Source organism: Streptomyces sp. NPDC001339 (genome assembly GCF_042895955.1).
Taxonomy (GTDB): Bacteria; Actinomycetota; Actinomycetes; order Streptomycetales; family Streptomycetaceae; genus Streptomyces.
This window is the reverse complement of record NZ_JBIAWT010000001.1, coordinates 118,874-138,618: the sequence shown is the minus strand read 5'-3', so window position 1 is coordinate 138,618 and position 19,745 is coordinate 118,874. Positions and strand designations below refer to the sequence as shown.

Here is a 19,745-nt window from a genome sequence, read left to right as displayed (position 1 = left end):
CCGTGGCGGCAGCCCCGGAGGCCGGAGCCCTGGCAGCGGGGGAACGACCCAACGACGCGGGGGACAACACGACCAAGGAGCACCGGAGTTGACGGAGAGCGTCGAGGAAACGGCAGAACCGGCCGGAGCGCCGCGCCCGGAGGACGAGCCCGCCCCGGAAGGCGGCTACCCCGCGGCCCGGCTGCGGCTCCTCCAGGATCCGGCGCCCACCGGACCCGAGCGCCGCGCCGCCCTCGCCCGGCTGACCGACGACTGGCTGGCCGGCCTGCTGACCCGGCATGCCACCGCGCCCGGGCTGTCCGGCACCGCCCTGGTCGCCGTCGGCGGCTACGGGCGCGGCGAACTCTCCCCGCGCAGCGACCTCGACCTGGTGCTGCTGCACGACGGACACGCCGACCCGCGCGCCCTCGCCGCGCTCGCCGATCACCTCTGGTACCCCGTCTGGGACCTCGGCCTCGCCCTCGACCACTCCGTACGCACCGTCGCCGAGGCCCGCAAGGCCGCCCGCGACGACCTGAAGGTCCAGCTGGGCCTGCTCGACGCCCGCCACCTGGCCGGCGACCCCGGGCTCAGCGCCGGACTGCGCGCCGCGGCGTACGCCGACTGGCGCGCGAGCGCCCCCAAGCGGCTGCCGGAGCTGCACGCCCTGTGCCAGGAGCGCGCCGAGCGGCAGGGCGAACTCCCGTACCTTCTCGAACCGGACCTCAAGGAGGCCAGGGGAGGCCTGCGCGACGCCACCGCGCTCCGCGCCGTCGCCGCGTCCTGGCTCGCCGACGCCCCCCGCGAAGGCCTGGAAGCCGCCCGTACCCGCCTGCTCGACACCCGCGACGCCCTGCACCTGGCCACCGGACGCGCCACGGACCGGCTCGCCCTCCAGGAACAGGCCCAGGTCGCCGAGGCCCTCGGCCTGCCGGACGCGGACGCCCTGCTGCGGCAGGTCTACGAAGCCGCCCGCACGATCTCCTACGCGGCCGACGTCACCTGGCGCGAGGTCGGCCGGGTACTGCGCGCCCGCTCCGTCCGGCCCGTACTGCGCGGCCTGCTCACCCGCCGCGCCACCGGTACCTCCGGCATGGCCGGGGGAGAGCGCTCACCGCTCGCCGACGGCGTCGTCGAGCTCGACGGCGAGGCGGTGCTGGCCCGCACCGCGCGGCCCGAGCGGGACCCGGTGCTGGTGCTGCGCGCCGCGGCCGCCGCCGCCCAGGCCGGGCTGCCGCTGGCCACCCACGCCATCCGCCGCTGCGCCACCGCGTACGCCGCCCGTCCGCTGCCCGTACCGTGGCCCGCCGAGGCCCGGGAACAACTGGTGACCCTCCTGGGCGCCGGCCCGTGCACCGTGCCCGTATGGGAGGCCCTGGAGGCCGAGGGGATCGTCACCCGGCTGCTGCCCGAATGGGAGCGGGTCCGCTGCCGCCCGCAGCGCAACCCCGTCCACACCTGGACCGTCGACCGCCACCTCGTCGAGACGGCGGTACGCGCCGCCGCCCTCACCCGCCGGGTGCACCGCCCCGACCTGCTGCTGATCGCCGCCCTGCTGCACGACATCGGCAAGGGCCGGCCCGGCGACCACTCGGTGGCCGGCGAGACCCTCGCCCGCGATATGGCGGCCCGGCTCGGTTTCGGCACCCATGACACTGAGGTGATCGCCACCCTCGTACGGCACCACCTGCTGCTCGTCGAGACCGCCACCCGGCGCGACCTGGACGACCCGGAGAGCGTCGGCGCGGTCGCCGAGGCGGTCGGCAACACCGGAACCCTGGAGCTCCTGCACGCCCTGACCGAAGCCGACGCGCTGGCCACCGGGCCCGCCGCCTGGAGCGCCTGGCGCGCCGGGCTCGTCGCCGACCTGGTCAAACGGGTCGGCGCCCGGCTCGCGGGGGAACCGGAGCCGGCGGCGCGCGCCGCCGGGCCGACCGCCGAGCAGGAACGGCTGGCGGTCGAGGCCGGCCGCACCGGAGGCCCGGTCCTGGCCCTGCACACCGGCGTCCTGGCGCCGCACACCGGCGCCGAGCCGCCCGCCGGGGCCCGGAGCGGGGCAGCGGGGAGCGGGGCGGCCGGGGACGGCGCACCCGACCAGGAGCCGGTCGGTGTCGAGCTGGTGATGGCCGTACCGGACCGGCCCGGTGTGCTGCCCGCCGCGGCCGGTGTGCTGGCCCTGCACCGCCTGACCGTACGCGCCGCCGACCTGCTCTTCCTCGACCCCCTCGGTGCGGGCCCGGTACTGCTGCTGAGCTGGCGGGTGGCCGCCGAGTACGGATCGCTGCCCGAGGCCGGCCGGCTCCGCGCCGACCTGGTCCGCGCCCTCGACGGCTCCCTGGACGTCCCGGCCCGCCTCGCCGAACGCGAACGCGCCTACGCCCGCCGCTCCCGCGCCGCCCTCGCCCCGCCGCCCCAGGTCACCGTCGCCACCGGCAGCTCCCGCACCGCCACCGTCATCGAGGTCCGCGCCCAGGACGCGCACGGCCTGCTGCACCGCATCGGCCGCGCCCTGGAGACGGCCGGTGTCATGGTCCGCAGCGCGCACATCAGCACGCTGGGGGCGAACGCGGTGGACGCCTTCTACGTCACGTCGCCCGACGGGAAGCCTCTGACGGAGGCGGCAGCGCACGAGGTGGCGTCAGCGGTGGAGGCCGCGCTGACCTAGCAGCGGGAATGCTGCGGGAATGCCGCGGGAATGCCGCGGGAATGCTGACGTAGCAGTGGGAATACTTCCCGTCATCCTCACCTTGTGGCCTGCAAGGGGCCCCCGCTCCCCCTAGGGGATCTGTTCGACCACCCCCTAGGGGCACGCCTCCCCCAGCCGGCTCGCCGGCCCGCCCGCCGCCGGCCCGGCCGCCCCGGACCGGTTCGCTTGCCCGGCCGGATACCCTAGAACCCGACTGCACCTGCCCCCGACCCCGAGGATCGACGACCGCCGTGTTCGATACGCTTTCCGACCGCTTGGCGAGTACTTTCAAAAACCTCCGGGGCAAGGGCCGCCTGAGCGAGGCGGACATCGACGCCACGGCGCGCGAGATCCGCATCGCGCTGCTGGAGGCGGATGTCGCCCTCCCCGTCGTCCGGGCCTTCATCAAGCAGGTCAAGACGCGCGCCATGGGCGCCGAGGTCTCCCAGGCGCTGAACCCCGCCCAGCAGGTCATCAAGATCGTCAACGAGGAGCTCATCGGCATCCTCGGCGGCGAGACCCGCCGGCTCCGCTTCGCCAAGCAGGCGCCGACGGTGATCATGCTCGCGGGTCTCCAGGGTGCCGGTAAGACCACCCTGGCCGGAAAGCTCGGCCGCTGGCTCAAGAGCCAGGGCCACAGCCCGCTGCTGGTCGCCTGCGACCTCCAGCGCCCGAACGCCGTCAACCAGCTCCAGGTCGTCTCCGAGCGCGCCGACGTCGCCTTCTACGGGCCCCAGCCGGGCAACGGCGTCGGCGACCCGGTCCAGGTCGCCAAGGACTCGATCGAGTACGCGCGCACCAAGCAGTACGACATCGTCATCGTCGACACCGCCGGCCGCCTCGGTATCGACGCCGAGATGATGCAGCAGGCCGCGGACATCCGCGACGCCGTCGGCCCCGACGAGGTCCTGTTCGTCGTCGACGCGATGATCGGTCAGGACGCGGTCAACACCGCCGAGGCGTTCCGCGACGGCGTCGGCTTCGACGGTGTGGTCCTCTCCAAGCTCGACGGCGACGCCCGCGGTGGTGCCGCGCTCTCCATCGCGCACGTCACCGGCAAGCAGATCATGTTCGCCTCCAACGGCGAGAAGCTGGACGACTTCGACGCGTTCCACCCGGACCGCATGGCGTCCCGCATCCTCGGCATGGGCGACATGCTCAGCCTCATCGAGAAGGCCGAGCAGACCTTCAGCCAGCAAGAGGCCGAGAAGATGGCGGCCAAGCTGGCGAAGGGCCCCAAGGAGTTCACCCTCGACGACTTCCTGGCCCAGATGGAGCAGGTCCGCAAGATGGGCTCCATCTCCAAGCTGCTCGGCATGCTGCCCGGCATGGGCCAGATGAAGGAGCAGATCAACAACCTCGATGAGCGCGAGGTGGACCGCACCGCCGCCATCATCAAGTCGATGACGCCGGGCGAGCGCCAGGACCCGACGATCATCAACGGCTCGCGGCGGGCTCGTATCGCCCGGGGTTCCGGTGTCGACGTCAGCATGGTCAAGAACCTCGTCGAGCGGTTCTTCGACGCCCGCAAGATGATGTCGAAGATGGCCCAGGGCGGCGGCATCCCCGGGATGCCCGGCATGCCGGGCATGGGAGGCGGTTCCCGCAAGAAGAAGCAGGTCAAGCAGGCCAAGGGCAAGCGCAAGAGCGGCAACCCGATGAAGCGCAAGGCCGAGGAGGAGGCCGCGGCCGCCCGCCGCGAGGCCGCTCAGTCCGGCAACCCGCTGGGTCTGCCGCAGGGCGGCGAGCAGAGCCCGCAGAACTTCGAACTTCCCGATGAATTCAAGAAGTTCATGAACTGAGCCGGCTGCGACACCCGGCTTCCCGAGCCCCTGGCCACCACCATGGCCGGGGGCTCGGGCGCGCCCGGGGCCGTCGGCCCGCCGCTACCGGGGTCCGCTGTTCCGCCGCCACCGGGTCCGGGCGTCCGTTCCGCCGCTACCGGGTCCGCGCGCCGTCACCGGGTCCGCGCGATCACGTACCGGAACACATTCGGCATCCACACCGCGCCATCCGCCCGCTGATACGGATGCAGTGCCTCCGCGAGTTCCTTCTCCACCTGGCGCTGCCCGGCGGCCTCCAGCGCCGCGTCGAACAGCCCCGTCGACATCAGCCCGCGCACCGCGCTCGCCAGATCCGCGTACCCGAACGGGCAGGCCACCCGTCCCGAGCCGTCCGGCCGCAGCCCGGCCCGGTCCGCCAGTTCCTCCAGGTCGTCCCGTCCGGCCGGGCGCCAGCTGGAGGGGACGTGCTCCGGGCCCTCTCCGGATGCCGCCAGCCGCTGCGCCACCCGTAGCGCCCCGGCCGTGGCGCACCGCTCCACCGGGCCCCAGCCGCCCAGCACCACCGCGCTGCCGCGCTCCGCCAGCTCCACCGCCGCGGTGAGCGACGCTGCCAGTCCCTCGACGGTGCTCACGCACCCCACCGGGTGGAAGGCGGTGATCACGTTGAACGCCGTGCCCCCGGACGCCGCGGCCTCCGGGCCGCCGCTGACCACCCGGGTGTGCTCCGGCACCTCGTCCGGCGTGAGCCGCTCGCGTGCCAGCTCCAGCCGGCACTCGTCCGCGTCCACCCCGCTCACCTGCGCCCCGCGGGCCGCCGCGAGCAGCAGCGCCAGACCGGTGCCGCAGCCCAGCCCGAGCAGCCGGGTGCCGGGTCCGACGCCCAGGCGGTCGTACGCGGCCTCGTAGAGCGGTACGAGCATCCGCTCCTGGATCTCGGCCCAGTCCCGGGTGCGGGAGCGCGAACCGGCGTGCGCGGGCGGACCGGTGCGGTGCGGGGAAGCGGAGTCCGGAAGCTGGTGCCGCACGAGCGTGGGTGACATCGAAAGTGCCCCTATTCGCCGAGAACCCGAAGCTGTTCCGTACCGATCGCCCCCGTGTCCGCGCGTGGTGCGCCCCCGGAATCCAGACAACTGCGCAACCGTCCGGGCGTCCAGGGGGTGCGCCGGGGATGCCTCCCGAGCGCCCCGTATGCGCCGGGCCCGCTCCCCGGAGCGCCGTTCCAGCGTGCCCCGGCCCGCGCCGTGGCGCCATGGCAACACCCGCCACGTGGATGCTCCGCGCGCCCCCTGGTCCCCGCTCGGCCGCCCTGTCCGCGAGCCCCTACGGTGGGGTACGGGCCGGTGCGGCCGGGCACAGGTTTCCGCCATACCATCGCCGCGGTGATCGTTCCGTGGCGTACGGGCGCATACGGTGCACTACGCCATGCGGCGTACGGGCGCGGCCATGCGGAGCGCGGATCATGCGGTGTGCGCCGGGGGCCGTGCGGCGTACGCGGGGATACGTACCGGCTTGCGGTGCACTGGGCGTCTTCTGTGCAGATCAGCGCACCCGCCCCGGGCGCGGCCCATGACCGGAAACTGACCGGTACGTGCAAATTATTTGGGATGCCCCGGAATCGGAACACTGGACGGCCCCTGCTCGTTGTCACGACGTGAGCACGACACCGCCTGTTCTCGCCGCCGAGCTGGCACTCGCGTGGGCCGACATTCAACGGCACCACCCCGAGCTGCCCGACCTGGCCGCGCCCGAGTCCCTGATCGGAGAGTCCTCGTCCGCCTGTGGCGCCGAGCTCTCCTTCGAACGGCTGCTCCATGAGGCAGTCCACGGCATCGCCGCCGCCCGCGGCATCCGCGACACCTCCAGGGCTGGCCGCTACCACAACCGCCGGTTCCTGGCGATCGCCGAGGAGCTGGGCCTGGACCACTCCGACGAGCCGCACCCCAGCAGCGGCTTCTCGCTGGTCACCCTCAGTCCGGAAGCCAGGAGGCGCTACCGCCCGACCATCGAACGCCTCGCCAGAGCGCTCAAGGCGCATACCGCCGCCACGGCCACCGACACCGCCCGCAGCTTCCGGGGACCGGCCGCTCGGCACGGCTCCTCGGGTGGAGGCGTCCGCGTCAAGGCCGTCTGCGACTGCGGGCGCAATGTCCGGGTCGTACCGTCCGTGCTCGCCCAGGCGCCGATCGTCTGCGGCGGCTGCGGCAAGCCGTTCCGGATCCCCGAGGTGGCCGCGGTCGGCTGACCGCAGGGCGTGTGGCACAATGGCTAGCTGTACTCGACAGTCGCACAGGACCCCTCTCTCCTCCGGCTGACGCGTCCATCGGGGCCCCGAGTACCGCAACCCCACGTGGCATCTCGTTGTGCCCCACCACGTCAAGACCAGGAGACACCACTCCCGTGGCAGTCAAGATCAAGCTGAAGCGTCTGGGCAAGATCCGTGCGCCTCACTACCGCATCGTCGTCGCCGACTCCCGTACCCGCCGTGACGGCCGGGCCATCGAGGAGATCGGTCTGTACCACCCGGTGCAGAACCCCTCGCGCATGGAGGTCAACGCCGAGCGCGTGGCCTACTGGCTGAGCGTCGGCGCACAGCCGACCGAGCCGGTTCTCGCCATCCTGAAGAAGACCGGCGACTGGCAGAAGTTCAAGGGCGAGCCCGCCCCGGCGCCGCTGCTGGTCGCCGAGCCGAAGGCCGACAAGCGCGCCCTCTTCGAGGCCGCCGCCAAGGACTCCGGCAACGAGCCGAAGGGTGAGGCCATCACCCCGAAGGCGAAGAAGGCCGACAAGAAGGCGGACGAGGCCGCGGCTGAGTCCACCTCCGAGTCGACCGAGGCCTGAGCATGCTCGAGGAAGCCCTCGAGCACCTCGTCAAGGGCATCGTCGACAACCCCGATGACGTGCAGGTGGCCTCGCGCAACCTGCGCCGTGGACGGGTGCTGGAGGTCCGGGTCCACCCCGAAGACCTCGGCAAGGTGATCGGCCGCAACGGCCGCACCGCCCGTGCCCTGCGGACCGTCGTCGGCGCCATCGGCGGCCGGGGGATCCGCGTCGACCTCGTCGACGTGGACCAGGTCCGCTGACACGTTGAACACCGGCTCGGGCCGGGGAGGGCTTTCGAGCCGTCCCCGGCCCGTTGCCGTGGACCGTACAGAAGGAATCGCGCAGTGCAGCTGGTAGTTGCCCGAATCGGGCGCGCCCACGGCATCAAGGGCGAGGTCACCGTCGAGGTACGCACCGACGAGCCCGAACTCCGGCTCGCCCCGGGCGCCGTCCTCGCCACCGACCCGTCGTCCGTCGGGCCGCTGACCATCGCCACCGGCCGGGTGCACAGCGGCCGTCTGCTGCTGCGCTTCGAGGGCGTCGCGGACCGCAACGCCGCCGAGGCGCTGCGCAACACCCTCCTGATCGCCGAGGTCGACCCCGACGAGGTCCCCGAGGATCCCGAGGAGTTCTACGACCACCAGCTGATCGACCTCGACGTCGTCACCCGTGACGGCACCGCCGTCGGCCGGATCTCCGAGGTCTCCCACCTGCCCTACCACGACCTGCTGGTGGTCGAGCGGCCCGACGGGAGCGAGGTCATGATCCCGTTCGTCGCCGAGATCGTCCCGGAGATCGACCTGGAGGAGCAGCGCGCGGTCATCGACCCGCCGCCGGGCCTCCTCGACGACAGCCAGGCAGAGATCGACTCGAGCCGCGAGGACAGCTGATGCGGCTCGACGTCGTCACGATCTTCCCCGAGTACCTGGAACCGCTGAACGTCTCCCTCGTCGGCAAGGCCCGGGCCGGCGGCCTGCTCGACGTACGCGTGCACGACCTGCGGCAGTGGGCCCACGACAAGCACCACACCGTCGACGACACCCCCTACGGCGGCGGCCCCGGCATGGTCATGAAGCCCGAGCCGTGGGGCGAGGCGCTCGACGCGGTCCTGGCCTCCGGCGAGGGCGAGCCGGTCGTCGTCGTGCCCACGCCGAGCGGTGTGCCGTTCACCCAGCAGCTCGCCGTCGAGCTCTCCGCCAAGCCCTGGCTGGTGTTCACCCCGGCCCGGTACGAGGGCATCGACCGCCGGGTCATCGAGGAGTACGGCGACCGGCTGGACGTCCGCGAGGTCTCCATCGGCGACTACGTCCTGGCCGGCGGCGAGGCCCCGGTGCTGGTCATGGTCGAGGCGGTGGCCCGGCTGCTGCCCGGAGTCCTCGGCAACGCCGCCTCCCACCAGGACGACTCCTTCGCCCCCGGAGCGATGGCCGACCTCCTGGAGGGGCCCGTCTACACCAAGCCTCCCGAGTGGCGCGGCCGGACGATCCCCGAGGTGCTGGTCAGCGGCCACCACGGCAAGATCGCCCGCTGGCGCCGCGACGAGGCCTTCCGCCGCACCGACCGCAACCGCCCCGATCTGATCGAGCGAGCCGACCCCGCCGCGTTCGACAAGAAGGACCGGGCGATCCTCGCCGCCCTGGGCTGGTCGCAGGGTGAGGACGGCCGATTTGGGCGTACGAGCGAGGCCGTGGAAGAATAGGCCGCTGCTGTGTGCGTCCGGCGTGCGCCCCTGCCACAGGGGGAACGACGCCCGCCCGACGGAACGGCAACCGAACGATCCTCTTCCGATATCCCGTTGATGACCTGTGGCATCAGCGAAGAAAGCAGACGAAATGTCTCACCTGCTCGACACCGTCGACTCCGCGTCGCTGCGCAGCGACGTCCCGGCCTTCCGCCCGGGTGACACCGTCAACGTCCACGTCCGCGTCATCGAGGGCAACCGCTCCCGTGTGCAGCAGTTCAAGGGCGTCGTCATCCGCCGTCAGGGCTCCGGCGTGCGCGAGACCTTCACGGTCCGCAAGGTCAGCTTCTCCGTCGGCGTCGAGCGCACCTTCCCGGTGCACACCCCGATCGTCGAGAAGATCGAGGTCGTGACCCGCGGTGACGTCCGTCGCGCCAAGCTGTACTACCTCCGCGACCTGCGCGGCAAGGCCGCCAAGATCAAGGAGAAGCGCGAGAGCTGAGCGGTTCCGCCGGGCGCGGTTTCTTGCGCCCGCGCAACGCAACGCGCCTCTCGCGGCCGGTGTCCGGACGCGTCCGGATAGGCTCAGGGCCCCATGGACACCGACGCACACCACACGGAGCGCGACCGCTCTCCCACCCCCGTCACGGGGCCGGAGCAGGGGTCGCGCTCCGCGCGTTTCCGCGCCCGTGCGGCCCGCCTGCGCCGCCGTCCGGTCGCCCTGCTCGCGCTGTGCCTGGCGTTCCTCCTGCTGCTCAGCGCGTTCGTCGCACAGCCCTTTCTGATCCCCAGCTCCTCCATGGAGAACACCCTGCAGATCGGGGACCGGGTGCTGGTCAACAAACTGGCGTACCGTTTCGGCACCGAGCCGGCGCGCGGTGATGTGGTGGTGTTCGACGGCACCGGCTCCTTCGTTCACAGGGAACAGGGGGAGAATCCCGTCACCGGGCTGCTGCGCGGAGCCGGCGCGGCGCTGGGACTGGCCCGGCCCGCCGGCACCGACTACGTCAAGCGCGTGATCGGCATCGGTGGTGACCATGTGGCCTGCTGCGACAAACGGGGGCGGATCGAAGTGAACGGTGAGCCGGTGGACGAGGGCTACCTCCACCCAGGGGACGCGCCGTCCTCGGCGGACTTCGACATCGTGGTGCCGGAGGGGAAGCTGTGGGTCATGGGAGATCACCGCAGCAGGTCACGAGACTCCCGCGACCACCTCGGCGACCCGGGTGGCGGCACGGTCCCCGTCGACAAGGTCATCGGCCGCGCGGACCTGATCACCTGGCCGGTGAGCCGCTGGCGCACGATCGGCGCACCCGGGTCCTTCGACCGGATACCCGCCGCGGCAGGCTCCCGTGGGTAGCCGCGGACGTCCGCGGCATGGCGGTACGCGGGAGTCCGGCGGCGGTGCGCCAAGCCCCCGTCGGCCGGCGACCGGCGGACGCGCCGAGCGGCGGCGCCAGGCCAAGCGCATCAAGCGGCGCAGGCGCCGCTCCTACCTCAAGGAAATCCCGATCCTCATCGGCGTGGCGCTGGCCATCGCCCTCGTCCTGAAGACCTTCCTGGTCCAGGCGTTCGTCATTCCGTCCGGCTCCATGGAGCAGACGATCAAGATCGGCGACCGGGTGCTGGTCGACAAGCTGACGCCGTGGTTCGGCTCGAAGCCGGAGCGCGGCGACGTCGTCGTCTTCAAGGACCCGGGCAACTGGCTCAGAGGGGAACAGCACCGGCCCGCCGACGACGGGGGCGCCCTGCAGCCCGTCAAGGACGCCATGGCTGCCATAGGGCTGCTCCCGTCGGCCGATGAACAGGACCTGATCAAGCGGGTCATCGCGGTTGGCGGCGACACCGTCGCGTGCTGCGACAAGCAGGGGCGGGTCACGGTCAACGGAACCCCGCTGACCGAACCGTACGTCCGTCCGGGCAACCCGCCGTCCCTGATGAAGTTCACCGTGAACGTCCCCACCGGGCGGATCTTCGTGATGGGCGACCACCGCTCGAACTCCGCCGATTCGCGCTTCCACCTGAACGGGCCGTACCGTGGCACGATCTCGGAGGACGACGTCGTGGGCCGGGCCGTGGTGATCGCCTGGCCGTTCGGCCACTGGCGTCGTCTCGGGGAGCCGGACACGTTCGCGGCCGTTCGCGACGCGCCGGGCGCCAAGGCGTCCGCAGCGGCTGTGCCGCATAGGGTGTCACCCGACAGTTTGACCGTACTCCCGACCCCTGCGGAACTCCCGCTCGTTATGGGAGTGGTGGGCCTGCACCGGTTGACGGGTGGGCGAGTGCGTGGAGTGAGGAGCAGATGTGGGGGACTTGGCGGTCGGCGCGCGGTCCGGAACCGAAGAGCCCGAAGAGCCGGCACATAGCGGTGACACCCCGCAGCCGGCGGCGAGCTCCGCGCATCAGTCACAGCCACAGTCACGATCACGGACACCGGCTGAGCCACGGGCGGAGGCACAGCGCTCCGTGTCGCTGGACAAGCCCGGGAGCCCCGGCGAGCCCGGTACGCCGGACGCGGCAGCGGGGGAAGGGACGAGCGGCGTGAAGAAGGGCAAGAAGCCGCGCGCCTTCTGGAAGGAGCTGCCGATCCTGATCGGCATCGCCCTGCTCCTCGCCCTGCTGATCAAGACGTTCCTGGTGCAGGCGTTCTCCATCCCGTCCGACTCGATGCAGGACACCCTGCAGCGCGGCGACCGGGTACTGGTCGACAAGCTGACGCCGTGGTTCGGCTCCAAGCCGCAGCGCGGCGAGGTCGTCGTCTTCCACGACCCGGGCGGCTGGCTGAACGAGACCCCGACGCCGGAGCCCAACCCCGTCCAGAAGGTGCTCAGCTTCATCGGCCTGATGCCGTCGGCCGAGGAGAAGGACCTGATCAAGCGGGTCATCGCGGTCGGCGGCGACACCGTCGAGTGCCACGGCAGCGGCCCGGTCATGGTCAACGGCAAGGCGCTCAAAGAGGACTCGTACATCTTCCCCGGTGCCACTCCCTGCGGTGACCGCGCCTTCGGCCCGATCCACGTCCCCGAAGGCCGGATCTGGGTGATGGGCGACCACCGTGACGACTCCCTCGACTCCCGCTACCACCAGAACCTCGAGGGCAACGGCACGGTCTCGGAGGACGAGGTCGTCGGCCGGGCGTTCACCATCGCCTGGCCCGTCAACCGCTGGTCGACCCTGCCCGTGCCGGACACCTTCGACCAGCCCGGGATCGACAAGGCGATGGCGGCGGCCCCGGCAGCCCTCGGACTGGCCGGCGCGGTGCCGATCGTGCTGTGGCGTCGCCGGAGGCTGACCGGATCGCGCAACCCCGGGTAAGGTGCCGTCCCGGATCTTCGACGCGGGCCGGTCCGCGGGGCGGGAGCTGGGATGAGCGGCAGTACGGAAGGCGGGACCGACGGCCACGGCCGGACGACGGGCAGAGTGCTGTCCGGTCTGACCGTGGCCGTCGGCTGTGTGCTGTTCCTGGGCGGCTTCCTCTGGGCGGCGCTGGTCTACCGCCCGTACACGGTGCCGACCGATTCGATGACGCCGACGATCGAGGCCGGGGCCCGGGTCCTCGCCCAGCAGGTCGACGGCTCCGAGATACGCCGCGGCGACATCGTCGTCTTCCAGGACTCCGCGTGGGGCGACCTGCCGATGGTCAAGCGCGTGGTCGGCGTCGGCGGCGACAAGATCTCCTGTTGTACCCGGGACGGGCGGCTGACGGTCAACGGCACCCCCGTCGAGGAGCCCTACCTCCAGGGCAGCGGGCCCGCCTCGCCCGTCGGTTTCACCGCCGCCGTTCCGGCCGGCCGGCTCTTCCTGCTCGGTGACCACCGCGGCGACTCCCTCGACTCCCGCGGCCACCTCACCGACGGCGGCCGCGGGGCGGTACCCCGCAGCGCCGTCAGCGCCCGGGTCGACGCCCGCGCCTGGCCGCTCGGCAGCATCGGCATCGTGGAGCGCCCCGCCGCCTTCTCCGCCCTCCCCGGCGGCATCTCCGAGCCCGGCCCGCTGCGGCTCCTCACCCTCTGCGTGATCACCGGTGCGGTCCTCGTCCTGGGCGGCGCGGCCTACGGACCGATCGCCCGGCGGAAGGGGCGTACCCATGGCTGAGCGGCATGGGCGGGGCTCGGGGAAGGGCTCCTGGCAGGGCGGTTCCGGGGCGGATCCGGCGGAGGTACGCCAGGTCTCCCGCATCGTGCTGCTCGACCCCGACGACCGGATCCTGCTGCTGCACGGCTTCGAGCCGGACAACCCCGCGGACACCTGGTGGTTCACCCCCGGTGGCGGCCTGGAAGGCGGCGAGACCCACGAAGAGGCCGCCCGCCGCGAACTCGCCGAGGAGACCGGGATCACCGACGCCGTCCTCGGCCCCGTCCTGTGGAAACGCCGCTGTGCCTTCCCCTTCGACGGGCGGCGCTGGGAGCAGGACGAGTGGTACTACCTGGGCAGGACCGACCGGACGGACACCCACCTGGCCGGGCACACCGACCTGGAGCGACGCAGCGTCTCGGGGCTGAGGTGGTGGACTTCGGAGGAACTCTCCGCCTCACATGAGACGGTGTATCCAACCAGACTCGCCGAGCTGCTGCGCACACTGCTCGACGAAGGGCCCCCCAACGCGCCGGTGCGCCTGGAGACCGAGCGGGTCTGACGCACAATGGGGGGACGCACGGCTGAAGGGGATCTGCCATGAGCGCCGAGGACCTCGAGAAGTACGAGACCGAGATGGAGCTGAAGCTCTACCGGGAGTACCGCGACGTCGTCGGGCTGTTCAAATACGTGATCGAGACCGAGCGTCGCTTCTACCTCACCAACGATTACGAAATGCAGGTGCACTCGGTCCAGGGCGAGGTCTTCTTCGAGGTCTCGATGGCCGACGCCTGGGTCTGGGACATGTACCGGCCGGCCCGTTTCGTCAAACAGGTGCGCGTGCTCACGTTCAAGGACGTGAACATCGAGGAGCTCAACAAGAGCGATCTGGAGGTTCCGGGGAGCTGAGCCGGGGCGGCTGCCGCAGTCGGCCGGTCACCTGCGGCGGTCGTCACCCCGGGCGTTCAGGGCCTTTGCCATCGAGGGCCTTTGTCACTCGTGTGGGTGACCAAGTTATCCACACCCGGCTCCTTATCCACCAAGATCCAACAGGTGCGTGCGGGGGCGTCACAGTCGGTGCCGGAGGTGGTACCGCATGAACGCCACGAGCAGCACGAATACCCCTGGCACTACGAATATCCCCGGCGCTACGAATACCCCCGGCGCCACGAGTCGCCGGAGCGCTACCCATCGTCGGGGTGCCACGCACAGTCAGAGCCCGACGCGCAGCCGGAGCGCCAGGCCTGCCCCGAGCACCACGAACGCCGCACACACGGCGAAGACCGCCGACGTACGAGCCGGAGGCCGAGCCCGGACCGGCCGCGGGGCACGGATCAAGGACGTCCGGCGACGCGCCCTCGGCCGCTACGGCGAAGATCTGGCCGCCCGACGCCTCGCCGACACCGGCATGCGGATCCTGGACCGCAACTGGCGGTGCCAGGAGGGTGAGGTCGACATCGTCGCCGCCGACGGTGACGCCGTGGTGATGTGCGAGGTCAAAACCCGCCGCGCCGGCCGCTACGAACACCCCATGGCCGCCGTACGCCCCGAAAAAGCCGCCCGGCTGCGGCGACTCGCGGAACGCTGGCTGGAACGCCACGGCGGCCCACCACCCGGCGGCGTACGGATCGACGTCATCGGTGTCCTCCTGCCGGCCCGCGGCGCCCCCGTCGTGCAGCACGTACGGGGGGTGGCCTGATGGGATTCGCCCGCACCTGCTCCGTCGCCCTGGTCGGTGTCGAAGGCGTCGTCGTCGAGGTCCAGGCCGACCTCGAACCCGGCGTCGCGGCCTTCACCCTCGTCGGCCTCCCCGACAAGAGCCTGATCGAATCCAGGGACAGGGTCCGCGCCGCCGTGGTGAACTCCGGTGCCGAGTGGCCGCAGAAGAAGCTCACGGTGGGTCTCAGCCCCGCCTCCGTACCCAAGAGCGGCAGCGGATTCGACCTGGCCGTCGCCTGCGCCGTACTCGGCGCCGCCGAGCGCCTCGACCCCCGCGAGCTCACCGACCTGATGATGATCGGCGAACTGGGCCTGGACGGCCGCGTCCGCCCCGTACGCGGAGTGCTGCCGGCCGTCCTGGCCGCCGCCGATGCCGGATACCGCCAGGTCGTCGTCCCGGAACGCACCGCCGCCGAGGCCTCACTCGTCCCCGGCATCTCCGTCCTCGGCGTCCGCAGTCTGCGCCAGCTGATCGCTGTCCTCGCCGACGAACCGGTGCCCGACGAGGAGGAGCCGACGGAGGAAGGCCGCCCCGACCCCCTCCTGGCCGGTCTGGTCGTGCCCGGAACCGGCATCAGCGCCGGCCTGCCACGCGGCGACCACGCGCCCGACCTCGCCGATGTCGCCGGCCAGCACACCGCCCGCCGCGCCCTGGAAGTGGCCGCCGCGGGACGCCACCACATCTTTTTCAAAGGCCCGCCCGGAGCCGGCAAGACCTTGCTCGCCGAGCGCCTCCCGGGCCTGCTGCCGCCGCTGTCCCCCAAGGAATCCCTGGAGGTCACCGCCGTCCACTCGGTCGCCGGGACCCTCCCGCCGGGACAGCCCCTGGTGCACCGCCCGCCCTACTGCGCCCCGCACCACTCCGCGACCATGGCCTCCCTCGTAGGAGGCGGGCCCGGACTGCCCCGCCCCGGGGCCGTATCCCTCGCCCACCACGGCGTGCTCTTCCTGGACGAGGCCGCCGAATGCAGCCCCACCGTCCTGGACGCGTTACGCCAGCCACTGGAATCAGGCCATGTCATCGTCGCCCGGGCCGCCGGCATGCTGCGGATGCCCGCCCGCTTCCTCCTCGCCCTCGCCGCAAACCCGTGCCCGTGCGGAAGACACGGCACCACCATCGGCGGCTGCGAATGCCGGCCGTCCACGATCCGCCGCTACCGCTCCCGCCTCTCCGGGCCGCTGATGGACCGCGTGGACCTGCGGATCGCCGTCGAACCGGTCGCCCGCTCCGAACTGATCGCCCTCGGCGGCGGCGAAACCACCGCCACCGTCGCCGCACGGGTTCGGGCCGCCCGGGAACGCGCCGAGGCCCGCCTCGCCGGCACTCCCTGGCACACCAACAGCGAGGTGCCGGGCCACGAACTCAGAACCCGGTGGCAGGTCCACCCCGGCGCACTGGCCCAGGCCGAAAGCGACCTGGAATGCGGCCTCCTGACGGCCCGTGGCCTTGACCGCGTCCTCCGCGTCGCCTGGACGGCCGCCGACCTGGCCGGCCGCGACCGGCCCACCAAAGAGGACGTCAACTGGGCGCTGGAACTGCGCACCGGCGTACGGCGCGGAGCGGTGCCGCCGATCGGCCCGGGCACAGCCGACAACGCGCGCGAGACCGCTACCACGCGGCCGCCCGGCAAGGGGAGGTGAGCCATGAACGGAGTCGACGAGTGGGGCTTCGCCGCCAGCGAGCCGGCCGAGGCCCCGGACCACCGCAACGGCCACCACCAGCGCGGCCGCCCGCCCGGGCCCACCGACGAACCCGCCGGCCCCGAACGGGCCGAGGCCGGACCGCACCCCGGAACGCACACCCCACCCGGCCGGCCGACGGCGCCGTCCCGCCGGACGTACGAACCGCAGCGTACGGCCCGCGCCGCCCTCACCCGGATCCTCGAACCGGGCGACGAAACGGCCGGCCGCTGGCTGCGCGAGATGGGCCCGGTGGCCCTGTGGCACGCACTCTCCGACGAGGCGGCGGACCCGCCCGTGGGGGCCACCCCCGCCAAGCTGGCGGGCCTGAGGCTGCGCGCCGCCCGGGCCCGCCCCGCCGAGGACCTCGCCGCCGTCAGCGCGCTCGGCGGCCGGTTCGTCTGCCCCGGCGACGGCGAATGGCCGCGCCAGCTCGACGACCTCGGCGACGCCCGGCCCATCGGACTCTGGGTGCGCGGGAAAGCCGACCTCCGGCTCTGGGCACTGCGTTCGGTCGCCGTCGTGGGCGCCCGGGCCTGCACCGAGTACGGCGCCCATCTCGCCACCACCCTCAGCGCCGGACTCACCGACCGCGGCTGGACCGTCATCTCCGGAGCCGCCTACGGAGTTGACGGCGCGGCCCACCGCGGCGCACTGGCCGCGGACGGCGCCACCGTCGCCGTCCTCGCCTCCGGCGTCGACCGCGTCTACCCCAGCGGTCACACCGAGTTGATCGGACGCATCGCCGAACAAGGTCTGGTGGTAGCCGAGTTACCGCCCGGCGACCACCCCACCCGCAGCCGCTTCATCCAACGCAACCGCGTGATCGCCGCGCTCACCAGAGGCACCGTTGTCGTGGAGGCCGAACTCCGCAGCGGCTCCCTGGTCACCGCGCGGAGGGCGCTCTCCCTCGGACGCTTCACGATGGGCGTGCCCGGACCCGTCACCAGCGGCCTGTCCGCCGGCGTCCACCAACTCCTGCGTGGGGAGGCCGCGCTGGTCACCGACGCCGACGAGGTCATCGAACTCGTCGGCAGCATCGGCGAGCTGGCCCCGCAGCACCGCGGGCCGACCCTCGTCCGCGACCTCCTGGACCCCGTCGCGACCCGCGTGCTGGAAGCGCTGCCCGCACGCGGCAGCGCGGACACCACCCACCTGGCGCGCGAAGCGGGCACACCCCGCGATGCCACGCACGTCAAACTCCTCGAGCTGCAGTCCCTCGGATTCGTTCAAAGGTGCGGCGACCGCTGGGAGTTGGCGCGACGCGCCGCGTCGGCCGACGGTTCCCGGCGAGGCGGTACTTGACCTGGAGCGAACGGGTGAAAGGGTGAGGGGAATGACCGCAGAATCCAGGTTTGCCGTGCTTTGGCGCGGGAGTCCTGACCGTGAGGAGACGGCGATGTGGCGCAGCGGAGACACGGGCGCCCGTCCGCCGCGCCACCGCGTCCATCCGCACGGCCCGCCCCGCACCCGGTACCGCTTGCGGGTGTCGACACGCCGTGCGAGGTAACCCTGGGGTGCGGGCAGCGGAACGTATCTGCGCACGCCCGAACCTGTCTCCTCGCGCACCGCGACACTCCGGTCACGCTACGCTCACAGCCACATTCAACCCCCATACATCCATCCACCCATGTCTCGGCAGAACGGCTCAAGGCGACGAATGCCCCAGCACACCTCCGGGTCTGACCGTGCGGCAGTACCACCCGCCGCGCGCGGCAGCGTGCGCCCCGCCCCGCCCAGCTCGCTCGATGAACTGTGGCGCTCCTACAAGGCATCGGGCGACGGGCGGCTGCGGGAGCAGCTGATCCTGCACTACTCCCCGCTGGTCAAGTACGTCGCCGGCCGCGTCAGCGTCGGCCTGCCGCCGAATGTCGAGCAGGCCGACTTCGTCTCGTCCGGAGTCTTCGGACTCATCGACGCAATCGAGAAGTTCGACCCCGAACGCTCCATCAAGTTCGAAACCTACGCCATCACCCGTATTCGCGGCGCGATGATCGACGAGCTCCGCGCGCTGGACTGGATCCCGCGATCCGTACGGCAGAAGGCCCGCGCCGTAGAACGCGCCTACGCCACGCTCGAAGCCCAGCTGCGGCGCACCCCGTCCGAGGCGGAGGTCGCCGCGGAGATGGGCATCGCGCTCGAGGAGCTGCACGGAGTGTTCAGCCAGCTGTCCCTGGCGAATGTGGTGGCACTGGAGGAACTGCTGCACGTCGGCGGCGAGGGCGGCGAACGGCTGAGCCTGATGGACACCCTTGAGGACACCGCCGCCGACAACCCCGTAGAGATCGCCGAGGACCGCGAACTGCGCCGGCTGCTCGCCCGCGCCATCAACACCCTCCCCGACCGCGAGAAGACCGTGGTCACGCTCTACTACTACGAGGGCCTCACGCTCGCCGAGATCGGCAATGTGCTCGGCGTCACAGAGAGCAGGGTCAGTCAGATCCACACCAAGTCCGTACTGCAGCTCAGGGCGAAGCTCGCCGACGTCGGCCGCTGATCCACCGCCCGGAGGCCCTGCCGATCCACGTCGTGTCGCATGCGGAGTGCCGCGACCGGTACGCCATCCGTAGAGTGGTGCCGTGCCCAGGATTCGAGCGGCCTCTGTGGCCGAGCACCGGACGATGCAGCGCGGCGCCCTGTTGGACGCCGCCCGCACCCTGCTGTCCGAGGGCGGAACGGAAGCGCTGACCTTCCCCGCCCTCGCCGAGCGCACGGGTCTCGCGCGTTCATCCGTCTACGAGTACTTCCGCTCGCGCGCGGCCGTCGTCGAAGAGCTGTGCGCGGTCGACTTCCCCGTATGGGCCGCCGAGGTCGAGGCGGCGATGGAACGCGTCGACACGCCCGAGCAGAAGGTCGAGGCGTACGTACGCCGGCAGCTGGCGCTGGTCGGCGACCGGCGCCACCGCGCCGTCGTCGCCATCTCGGCCGGCGAGCTGGACGCCGGTGCCCGCGAGAAGATCCGCGCCGCGCACGGCGGACTCATCGCCATGATCGTCGAAGCGCTCGCCGCCCTCGGCCACGAACAGCCCCGGCTCGCGGCGATGCTCCTTCAGGGTGTCGTCGATGCCGCGGTCCGGCGGATCGAGCTGGGTGCCGCGGAAGACCCGAGCGAGATCACGGAGGCGGCGGTCGCGATGGCCCTCCACGGCGTCACCCACCCCTGACCCGGGGGGCCTCCCCCCCCGCCCTCCCACCTCCACCCCCACCCCTCGTTAGCGCCGCAGCCCGCAGCCCGCAGCCCGCAGCCCGCAGCCCGCAGCCCGCAGCCCGCAGCCCGCAGCCCGCAGCCCGCAGCCCGCAGCCCGCAGCCCGCAGCCCGCAG

Annotated in this window: 20 protein-coding genes; 19 read left to right on the top strand and 1 reads right to left on the bottom strand. The window is 72.3% G+C overall.

The window, feature by feature from the left end; genetic code table 11:
• Nucleotides 1–88 precede the first annotated feature (88 nt).
• Together ACFY12_RS00570 and ffh are read left to right on the top strand one after the other, a co-directional pair.
• A complete protein-coding gene (locus ACFY12_RS00570) occupies nt 89–2,644 on the top strand; it encodes a [protein-PII] uridylyltransferase (protein WP_390713502.1) in 2,556 nt (851 codons plus the stop codon).
• A gap of 272 nt (nt 2,645–2,916) precedes the next feature.
• On the top strand, nt 2,917–4,467 hold the full coding sequence (gene ffh / locus ACFY12_RS00565) for a signal recognition particle protein (protein ID WP_390713501.1): 1,551 nt from the start codon (nt 2,917–2,919) through the stop codon (nt 4,465–4,467).
• Nucleotides 4,468–4,622: 155 nt separating this feature from the next.
• On the opposite strand, the gene ACFY12_RS00560 is transcribed toward ffh, so the two are convergent.
• Nucleotides 4,623–5,489: a methyltransferase domain-containing protein gene (locus ACFY12_RS00560; RefSeq protein WP_390713500.1), complete on the bottom strand. Its 867-nt coding sequence runs from the start codon at nt 5,487–5,489 to the stop codon at nt 4,623–4,625.
• Nucleotides 5,490–6,100: 611 nt separating this feature from the next.
• Between ACFY12_RS00560 and ACFY12_RS00555 the strand changes: the two genes are divergently transcribed.
• The 17 genes from ACFY12_RS00555 (at nt 6,101) to ACFY12_RS00475 (ending at nt 19,587) form a co-directional block, all read left to right on the top strand.
• A complete protein-coding gene (locus tag ACFY12_RS00555; protein ID WP_390713499.1) occupies nt 6,101–6,691 on the top strand; it encodes a hypothetical protein in 591 nt (196 codons plus the stop codon).
• Between the two features lie 155 nt (nt 6,692–6,846).
• Entirely contained in the window at nt 6,847–7,287 is a 441-nt protein-coding gene (rpsP, locus tag ACFY12_RS00550) for a 30S ribosomal protein S16 (RefSeq protein ID WP_390713498.1), read from the top strand.
• Nucleotides 7,288–7,289: 2 nt separating this feature from the next.
• Nucleotides 7,290–7,529 (top strand): RNA-binding protein, encoded by a 240-nt coding sequence (locus ACFY12_RS00545; protein WP_030206382.1) that lies wholly within the window; start codon nt 7,290–7,292, stop codon nt 7,527–7,529.
• Nucleotides 7,530–7,613: 84 nt separating this feature from the next.
• Complete coding sequence (gene rimM, locus ACFY12_RS00540; RefSeq protein WP_390713497.1) at nt 7,614–8,159, top strand: ribosome maturation factor RimM; 546 nt, start codon at nt 7,614–7,616, stop codon at nt 8,157–8,159.
• Entirely contained in the window at nt 8,159–8,968 is an 810-nt protein-coding gene (trmD, locus tag ACFY12_RS00535) for a tRNA (guanosine(37)-N1)-methyltransferase TrmD (RefSeq protein WP_390713496.1), read from the top strand. Before rimM ends, trmD begins: the two co-directional genes overlap by 1 nt.
• A 133-nt stretch (nt 8,969–9,101) precedes the next feature.
• Nucleotides 9,102–9,452 (top strand): 50S ribosomal protein L19, encoded by a 351-nt coding sequence (gene rplS / locus ACFY12_RS00530; RefSeq protein ID WP_390713495.1) that lies wholly within the window; start codon nt 9,102–9,104, stop codon nt 9,450–9,452.
• A gap of 93 nt (nt 9,453–9,545) precedes the next feature.
• The gene (gene lepB, locus ACFY12_RS00525; RefSeq protein WP_390713494.1) at nt 9,546–10,310 is read left to right on the top strand and encodes a signal peptidase I; all 765 of its coding nucleotides are present in this window, start codon (nt 9,546–9,548) and stop codon (nt 10,308–10,310) included.
• Complete coding sequence (gene lepB / locus ACFY12_RS00520) at nt 10,303–11,316, top strand: signal peptidase I (RefSeq protein WP_390713493.1); 1,014 nt, start codon at nt 10,303–10,305, stop codon at nt 11,314–11,316. Before lepB (ACFY12_RS00525) ends, lepB (ACFY12_RS00520) begins: the two co-directional genes overlap by 8 nt.
• Nucleotides 11,264–12,265, top strand: a complete 1,002-nt coding sequence (gene lepB, locus ACFY12_RS00515; RefSeq protein WP_390714324.1) for a signal peptidase I — start codon at nt 11,264–11,266, stop codon at nt 12,263–12,265. Before lepB (ACFY12_RS00520) ends, lepB (ACFY12_RS00515) begins: the two co-directional genes overlap by 53 nt.
• Before the next feature lie 51 nt (nt 12,266–12,316).
• Nucleotides 12,317–13,045 (top strand): signal peptidase I, encoded by a 729-nt coding sequence (lepB, locus tag ACFY12_RS00510; RefSeq protein ID WP_390713492.1) that lies wholly within the window; start codon nt 12,317–12,319, stop codon nt 13,043–13,045.
• Nucleotides 13,038–13,586 carry an NUDIX hydrolase gene (locus ACFY12_RS00505; RefSeq protein ID WP_390713491.1) on the top strand — a complete coding sequence of 183 codons (549 nt, stop codon included), beginning with the start codon at nt 13,038–13,040 and terminating at the stop codon, nt 13,584–13,586. The genes lepB (ACFY12_RS00510) and ACFY12_RS00505 overlap by 8 nt, the downstream gene beginning before the upstream one ends.
• A gap of 38 nt (nt 13,587–13,624) precedes the next feature.
• Nucleotides 13,625–13,933, top strand: coding sequence for a DUF2469 domain-containing protein (locus ACFY12_RS00500; protein ID WP_066937040.1), 309 nt, complete (start codon nt 13,625–13,627; stop codon nt 13,931–13,933).
• A gap of 424 nt (nt 13,934–14,357) precedes the next feature.
• Complete coding sequence (locus tag ACFY12_RS00495; protein ID WP_066937198.1) at nt 14,358–14,723, top strand: YraN family protein; 366 nt, start codon at nt 14,358–14,360, stop codon at nt 14,721–14,723.
• Complete coding sequence (locus ACFY12_RS00490; protein WP_390713490.1) at nt 14,723–16,384, top strand: YifB family Mg chelatase-like AAA ATPase; 1,662 nt, start codon at nt 14,723–14,725, stop codon at nt 16,382–16,384. Before ACFY12_RS00495 ends, ACFY12_RS00490 begins: the two co-directional genes overlap by 1 nt.
• Nucleotides 16,385–16,387: 3 nt before the next feature.
• Nucleotides 16,388–17,728 carry a DNA-processing protein DprA gene (dprA, locus tag ACFY12_RS00485; protein WP_390713489.1) on the top strand — a complete coding sequence of 447 codons (1,341 nt, stop codon included), beginning with the start codon at nt 16,388–16,390 and terminating at the stop codon, nt 17,726–17,728.
• Between the two features lie 355 nt (nt 17,729–18,083).
• Complete coding sequence (whiG, locus tag ACFY12_RS00480) at nt 18,084–18,920, top strand: RNA polymerase sigma factor WhiG (RefSeq protein ID WP_390713488.1); 837 nt, start codon at nt 18,084–18,086, stop codon at nt 18,918–18,920.
• Nucleotides 18,921–19,044: 124 nt separating this feature from the next.
• Nucleotides 19,045–19,587 carry a TetR/AcrR family transcriptional regulator gene (locus tag ACFY12_RS00475; RefSeq protein WP_390714323.1) on the top strand — a complete coding sequence of 181 codons (543 nt, stop codon included), beginning with the start codon at nt 19,045–19,047 and terminating at the stop codon, nt 19,585–19,587.
• Nucleotides 19,588–19,745: the final 158 nt, after the last annotated feature.